Source organism: Kitasatospora sp. NPDC058243 (genome assembly GCF_042882025.1).
In the GTDB taxonomy this organism is placed as follows: Bacteria; Actinomycetota; Actinomycetes; order Streptomycetales; family Streptomycetaceae; genus Kitasatospora.
Window position 1 is genome coordinate 1 of sequence record NZ_JBHVWW010000080.1, and the last position, 6446, is coordinate 6446.

Consider the following 6446-nt stretch of genomic DNA (forward strand, 5'->3'; position numbering starts at 1 on the left):
GACTCGGTGCGGATGCTCGCCGACCTCGGCGTGATCGCCGCCGTCGGCCACACCGACTCCGACTACGCCACCACGCTGGAGGCGATCGACGCCGGCGCGAGCGTCGCCACCCACCTCTTCAACGCCATGCCCGGGATCGCCCACCGCGCCCCGGGCCCGATCGTGGCGCTGCTGGAGGACGAGCGGGTCACCGTCGAGCTGATCAACGACGGCGTGCACCTGCACCCGTCCGTGCTCGACCTCGCCTACGGCACCGCCGGGGCGTCCCGGGTCGCCCTGATCACCGACGCCATGGGCGCGGCCGGCATGGGCGACGGCCTCTACCCGCTCGGCCCGCTCCAGGTCGAGGTCAAGGACGGCGTCGCCCGGCTGGTCGAGGGCGGCGCCATCGCCGGCTCCACGCTCACCCTGGACGTCGCCTTCAAGCGCTCGCTCACCGTCAACGGCCTGACGCTGAACCAGACCGTCGAGTCGCTGTCCGCCACCCCGGCCCGCCTGCTGGGCCTCGCCGACTCGATCGGCTCGCTGGAGACGGGCAAGCAGGCCGACCTGGTCGTGCTCGACTCCGAGGGCTACGACCTGGTCGCCGTCATGCGCCGCGGCCGCTGGGTCCTCGGCGGCGAGCGCTTCGACGTGGTCAAGCCCGCCTGACGGAGCGCCGGAACGCCGACGGCCGCCCTTCCCCCACGGGGACGGGCGGCCGTCTCGCGTTCCGGCTCAGCCGCTCAACCGGTCAGCTGCTCAACCGGTCAGCCGGTCGCATTCGGTTCGAGGGTGATCTGGTCGATCAGGATCGACCCGGAGGGCACGGTGAAGGTGATGCTGTTCGTCCCGGCCTGGAGCTGCGGGAGTATCCAGGTGTTGAACCAGGAGGACGCCGGGTCCTTGCCGGGCACGTAGTTCTTGAAGAGCAGCCCGCTCGGCCAGTCCTTGCCGTTCACCGAGGCGGCGCCCTTCAGGTCCCCGCCGGTGTTGTTGTAGTGCACGTTCAGCTTGTAGGTGCCGGCCGCGGCGACCTCGCCGTTCCAGGTCACCGAGCCGCCCGGCTGGAGCGTCAGGTAGCTGCCGTCGGCGGACTTGGTGCCCTTGACGCCGTTGCCGGACGGCGCGTTCTGGGCCTGGAGCTGGCCCGAGTCCACGGTCAACGGGCCGGCCGGGGCGGTGGTGCTCGCCGAGGCCGAGGCGGTCGGGGACGAACTGCCGGTCGCCGGGGTGCTGGGGGGAGCCGCGGCGGTGGTCTGGGCGCCGCCCTTGGCGGTCTTGTCGCCCTCCGGGTCGCCCTTGGAGAGCGCGATCCCGGCGCCGATCGCTATGGCCGCGACCACCGCGACCGCGCCGATCACCGCGCCCTTGCTCCGGCCGCTGCTCGACCGGTCCTCTCCCGGCTGCGGCCGGGAGTGCTCGGCGTAACGGGTCTGCTGGGTGGGCGCGGTGCCGTGCTCGGGCTGCTGTTGCTGCGGCGGGTACGGCTGCTGGCCGCCGGGGTAGCCCTGCTGCGGCCCCGCCTGCTGGCCGTACGGGGGCTGCTGCGGCCGCGGCTGGTAGGGCTGCTGCCCGTACTGGGCCCGGCCGACCTCCATCGGACGGCTGTACGACGTCCGGGGCACGCCCTGCTGTGGCTCGGCCGGCTGCCCGGAGGCACCCTCCGCCGGGCGGTAGAGGTAGCCGAACGGGTCGTCGTCCTGCGGGGCACCGCCCTCGGGCGCTCCGTTGTTGCCGGCGGTCGTCACGGTGGTCAACTCCCCCATCCGGTTCGCGCCGCCGGGATGCGGGCCGCCGGCGCAGATCATGGACGCTGTCGTACCCGGGAACCCTACCTGTCCTTTGTGACAGCCGGAAAAGAGCCCTTGACAACCCGTGGGTAACCAGGACCGGCGGGCTCAGCCCGCCCGTCGGTGCGAGCGCTCGCCCCGCGCGCCGCGCACCGCGCCGCCCCGGGCCCGCTTCTCGTCGTACATCCGCTCGTCCGCGGTGTGCAGCACCTCCTCGATGCTCATCCCGCAGCCCGCCCAGCCGACGCCGAGGCTCACCCCCACCCGCATCGCCCGGCCGTCGATCCGCATCGGCGGGATGATGGCGCCCCGCAGCCGGTGGGCCAGGTCCTTGGCCTCCTCGCGGCCGATCCCGTCGGCCAGCACGACGAACTCGTCGCCGCCGAGCCGGGCCACCGTGTCGCCGTCCCGGACGGCCTGGCTCAGCCGCCGGGCGACCTCGACCAGCACCGCGTCGCCCGCGTTGTGGCCGAACCGGTCGTTGATCGACTTGAAGCCGTCCAGGTCGCAGAAGAGCACCGCGAGCCCCTTGTCCAGCGACGCCGCGACGCCGGAGCGGAACGGTGCGGACCACGCCTCGCCGCCCGGGCCCTGGTCGGCCGGGACCACCGCGTGCACGTGCTCCCCGTAGCCCGGGGCGAGGCCGTACGGCGGGCCGCCCTCGGGCGTCCCGTAGCCGTGCACCGGCCCGCCGTACGGGTCCGCGCCCTCCAGCCGGTCGTACGCGGCGTGCGCGCTGTAGGAGTCGGCCGGGTAGCCGTACGGCGCCGGGTAGGCCGGCTCGCCCGGCCCGGCGGGGGCCCCGACGGTCTGCGGCTCGGCGCAGAGCCGGCGGCCCAGCCGGGCCTTCAGTTCGGCGCCGTTCGGCAGGCCGGTGAGCGCGTCGTGGCTGGCCCGGTGGGCGAGCTGGAACTCGTGGCGCTTGCGGTCCTCGATGTCCTCGACGTGGGTGAGCAGGAAGCTCGGGCCCTCGGCCGCGTCCGCCACGATCGAGTTGCGCAGGCACACCCACTGGTAGCCGCCGTCCCGCCGGGACAGCCGCAGTTCCGCCCGGCCGCTCTCGGCGCTGGTGCGCTCCAGCAGCGCCCGGTCCTCCGGGTGCACGAGGTCGGCGAAGCTCTGCTGGCGCAGCACCGCGCGGGGGCGGCCGAGCAGACGACAGAGCGCGTCGTTGACCCTGGTCAGCTGGCCGCGCCCGGCGCCGTGCAGTTCGGTGATGGCCATCCCGCTGGGCGCGTACTCGAAGGCCTGGCGGAAGCTCTCCTCGCTGGCCCGCAGGGCCTGCTGCTCCTTCTCCAGGCGGGCCAGCGCGCGCTGCATCTCGGCCCGCAGCCGGGCGTTGCCGATCGCGATGGAGGCCTGCAGCGAGAACATCTCCAGCGCCTCGCGGGTCCACGCCCCGGGCCGCTTGCCGCTGCGCGGGCGGTCCACCGAGAGGACGCCGAGCAGGTCGCCGCCGGCGCTGTACATCGGGGCGAGCAGCCCGTCGGCGGGGTGCCAGTCGTTGGCGTAGACGGGCAGCGGGCCGTCCCCGATCCAGCGCGGGATGTCGCTGGCGACGGCCCAGCCGCGGTCGTACGGCAGGAAGCGCAGGGTGCCCCAGTGGTCGCTGACGCCGAGCAGCCGGTCCCAGGACTCCCGGGAGCCGACCTGGCCGAGCAGGACGGAGGGGCCGCCCATGGTGCTCTCCTCCAGCTCCCAGACGGCCGCGACCACGAGGTCCCCGTCCGGGCGGACCAGGCTGACCGCGGCGGCGTCGAAGCCGAGCCCGTGCACCGCACCCTCGACGACGGCCTGCAGCGTGCCCGCCAGGCTGCGGGCAGCGTTGAGGTCCGCCACGACCCGGTGCAAGGTGCGGAGGGTCGCGAGACGGACGTACGGCTCCGACTCGGCTTCCATGCGGGGGCTCCCCGGCTGCTTCGGATAGTTCTTGATTGGTTATCGTCCGATTGCCAGAAGAACTGAATCACAGGGAGCACAGCGTTCGGCACGCTCGGTCAGCAATAGGCCATCACTTGTGACTTAAATCACACGACACTAATGCACCCTTAATCAGCTCATCCGCCCCATAGCGGGACATAAAGCGCTATCGGAATATTTCCTTTGGTCGACCGCATTGGCCTCGCGCTGAAGCCCGCTGCCGCCCGGCAGGCCCCTTGCTTCACTCCTGAGGGTGAGTCCCGGACCCGGCCGCAACCCCGCCCCGTGCGCCGCTGGTCCTACGACCTCGGCCCGATGCCGATTCCGGCGGCCGCCGACTACCGTGCGGTACGTGTACTCGTCCCCGCAGCCCGAAGCTGCCTCCCACGCCACGCCCGACGAGTTCCGGGCGGCACTCTCCCAGCTCGCCTCCGGCGTGAGCCTGGTGACCGTCCACGACCCGGAGGACGGCGAGGACGTCGGCATGACCGCCACGTCCTTCCTGTCCGTGTCGCTGGAGCCGCCGCTGGTCCTGATCTCGGTCCGCGAGGACTCCCGGATGGACGAGGTGCTCTCCCGCACCGACACCTGGGCGGTCTCGCTGCTCACCGAGGGGCAGAAGGCGCTCGGCTCCCGCTTCGCCATGAAGGGCCGGCTCAGCGACCGGCTGCTGTTCGCGGACACCCCGCACCACCGCGGCCCGCGCTCCGGCGCCCCGCTGATCGACGGCGCGCTCGCCACCGTCGAGTGCCGCACCGAGCAGCGGATACCGGCGGGCGACCACACCCTGCTGCTCGGCCGCGTCCTGGAGGCCGCGGTGCCCAGCCCGGCCGGCCGGCCGCTGCTCTACTTCCGCGGCGGCTACCGCGCCCTCGGCTGAGCCGCCCCGGCTACTCGCCGCCCCGCGGCGACTGCCGCCCCTGCTTCAGCTCGGAGCGGCGCCGCTTGTTGGACAGCCGGCGCTCGACCATCCCCCGGCTCGGCCTGGTCGCCCGGCGGGACTTCGGCGGCGGCGCGCACGCCTCGGTCAGCACCGCCGACAGCCGGGCCGCGGCCGCCTCCCGGTTGCGCCACTGCGAGCGGAACTCCGAGGCCTGGATCACCAGCACCCGGCCGTCCACCAGCCGCCCGGCCAGCCGCTCCAGCGCGCGCTCGCGCCACACCTCGGGCAGCGCCTTGGACGCCGCCAGGTCGTAGCGCAGCTCGACCTTGCTGTCGGAGGTGTTGACGTGCTGGCCACCGGGGCCGGAGGAACGCGAGAAGCGCCAGACGAGCTCGGCGTCGGGGACGACCACCGATCCCCGTACGCGGATGGGCTCGGGCATGCGTCCATCATCCCGCGCCCGCACCGCCCGGTCACCCGGTTATCCGCGACGGCCGGCGGCCCGGTTCCGCACCACCGCCCGCAGCCCGGACAATGGCGTACGTGATCGAGCTCGGCTACTCCCTCTCCAACCGCTTCCCCGACCCCCCGCAGACGGACTACCGATCCGCCCCGGTGCGGTCCCTGCGGTACGACCTGTTCTGCGGCGACGTCTACCTGGACGCCGAGGGCGCCGAGCTGTCCACCGGCTGGGGGTGGGTGCCGGTGCTCGACTTCGCCTGGGCACTGTGCGACATCGTCGAGGAACTGGACCGCGACCCGGACGGCGGCCGGGCCGCCCGGGTGCAGACCGCCGACCTCGACTTCACCCAGAACACCGAGCTGCTGCGGTTCGCCCGCCGCTTCAACTGGGTCGAGATCACCGCGACCTGGCTGCCGGACGAGCCGCCCGTCGTGGTCCGCCACGGCGAGCTGCGGCGCGAGGCCCGGGACTTCCTCCAGGACACCCTCGCCGACCTCTTCGATATGCACCCCGAGCTGGCCGACAATCCGAACATCTGGTCGCTGCAGGGCCGGTTCCCCCGGATCTGACCAGGGCATTGTCAGACCTTTGCCAGAGGATTGGCGTCCACGAAGAATTCACGGACTTCGCGGAACCAACCCACCGGAGTATGGCGTTGTCCCGGAAAAAGCGAACGAAAGGACTTCAATCGCCATGCCAGTGAGCCTCTCCAAGGGTGGCAACGTCTCGCTGACCAAGGAGGCCCCGGGCCTGTCCGCGGTCAGTGTCGGCCTGGGCTGGGACGTCCGGACCACGACCGGCACCGAATTCGACCTCGACGCCAGCGCGATCGTCCTGAACGCGGACGGCAAGGTGCTCTCCAACGGGCACTTCGTCTTCTTCAACAACACCAGCAGCCCGGACAACACCGTCGTGCACACCGGTGACAACCGCACCGGTGAGGGCGCCGGCGACGACGAGTCGCTCAACGTCAACCTGGCCGGCCTGCCGGCCGAGGCCGTCAAGATCACCTTCCCCGTCACCATCTACGACGGGGTCGCCCGCGGCCAGAGCTTCGGCCAGGTCCGCAACGCGTACATCCGCGTGGTGAACGCCGCCGGCGGCGCCGAGATCGCCCGCTACGACCTCTCCGAGGACGCCGCCACCGAGACCGCCATGATCTTCGGCGAGCTCTACCGCAACGGCGGCGAGTGGAAGTTCCGCGCCGTCGGCCAGGGCTACGCCTCCGGCCTGGCGGGCATCGCCCAGGACTTCGGCGTCCAGCTCTGACACCCCGCCGGGCCCCTCCCGGCCCGGCGCACCGCCGGAACGAAAGCGGGGGGGGGGACCGGGGACACCAACATCCCGCGCCGACCTCTCGGGTTCGGAACCTAACCAGGCTTCGCCCTGGCACCACCTGAGGCGCAAC

General features: G+C 72.7%; 7 protein-coding genes. 4 read left to right on the plus strand and 3 right to left on the minus strand.

What is annotated here, in order from left to right; translation table 11 throughout:
* Nucleotides 1-651: N-acetylglucosamine-6-phosphate deacetylase (locus ACFVX9_RS34730; protein WP_387985719.1), on the plus strand; the 651-nt coding region annotated here is incomplete at its 5' end.
* A gap of 98 nt (nt 652-749) precedes the next feature.
* Here the strand turns inward: ACFVX9_RS34730 and ACFVX9_RS34735 are convergent.
* Together ACFVX9_RS34735 and ACFVX9_RS34740 are read right to left on the minus strand one after the other, a co-directional pair.
* On the minus strand, nt 750-1790 hold the full coding sequence (locus tag ACFVX9_RS34735) for a hypothetical protein (protein ID WP_380380886.1): 1041 nt from the start codon (nt 1788-1790) through the stop codon (nt 750-752).
* Between the two features lie 90 nt (nt 1791-1880).
* Nucleotides 1881-3671 carry a diguanylate cyclase gene (locus tag ACFVX9_RS34740; RefSeq protein WP_063348239.1) on the minus strand — a complete coding sequence of 597 codons (1791 nt, stop codon included), beginning with the start codon at nt 3669-3671 and terminating at the stop codon, nt 1881-1883.
* A gap of 364 nt (nt 3672-4035) precedes the next feature.
* On the opposite strand from ACFVX9_RS34740, the gene ACFVX9_RS34745 reads away from it, so the two are divergent.
* The gene (locus ACFVX9_RS34745; protein WP_380341611.1) at nt 4036-4572 is read left to right on the plus strand and encodes a flavin reductase family protein; all 537 of its coding nucleotides are present in this window, start codon (nt 4036-4038) and stop codon (nt 4570-4572) included.
* Nucleotides 4573-4582: 10 nt separating this feature from the next.
* On the opposite strand, the gene arfB is transcribed toward ACFVX9_RS34745, so the two are convergent.
* A complete protein-coding gene (arfB, locus tag ACFVX9_RS34750; RefSeq protein ID WP_063348241.1) occupies nt 4583-5017 on the minus strand; it encodes an alternative ribosome rescue aminoacyl-tRNA hydrolase ArfB in 435 nt (144 codons plus the stop codon).
* Between the two features lie 92 nt (nt 5018-5109).
* Here arfB and ACFVX9_RS34755 point away from each other — a divergent pair, with 92 nt between their 5' ends.
* On the plus strand, nt 5110-5607 hold the full coding sequence (locus ACFVX9_RS34755) for a hypothetical protein (RefSeq protein WP_387985724.1): 498 nt from the start codon (nt 5110-5112) through the stop codon (nt 5605-5607).
* Between the two features lie 124 nt (nt 5608-5731).
* Nucleotides 5732-6307, plus strand: a complete 576-nt coding sequence (locus tag ACFVX9_RS34760; RefSeq protein WP_063348242.1) for a TerD family protein — start codon at nt 5732-5734, stop codon at nt 6305-6307.
* Nucleotides 6308-6446: the final 139 nt, after the last annotated feature.

Coding starts and splice junctions, on each gene's coding strand:
- ACFVX9_RS34735 (WP_380380886.1), bottom strand. CDS start 1,790: ATGATCTGCGCCGGCGGCCCGCATCCCGGCGGCGCGAACCGGATGGGG.
- ACFVX9_RS34740 (WP_063348239.1), bottom strand. CDS start 3,671: ATGGAAGCCGAGTCGGAGCCGTACGTCCGTCTCGCGACCCTCCGCACC.
- arfB (WP_063348241.1), bottom strand. CDS start 5,017: ATGCCCGAGCCCATCCGCGTACGGGGATCGGTGGTCGTCCCCGACGCC.
- ACFVX9_RS34755 (WP_387985724.1), top strand. CDS start 5,110: ATGGCGTACGTGATCGAGCTCGGCTACTCCCTCTCCAACCGCTTCCCC.
- ACFVX9_RS34760 (WP_063348242.1), top strand. CDS start 5,732: ATGCCAGTGAGCCTCTCCAAGGGTGGCAACGTCTCGCTGACCAAGGAG.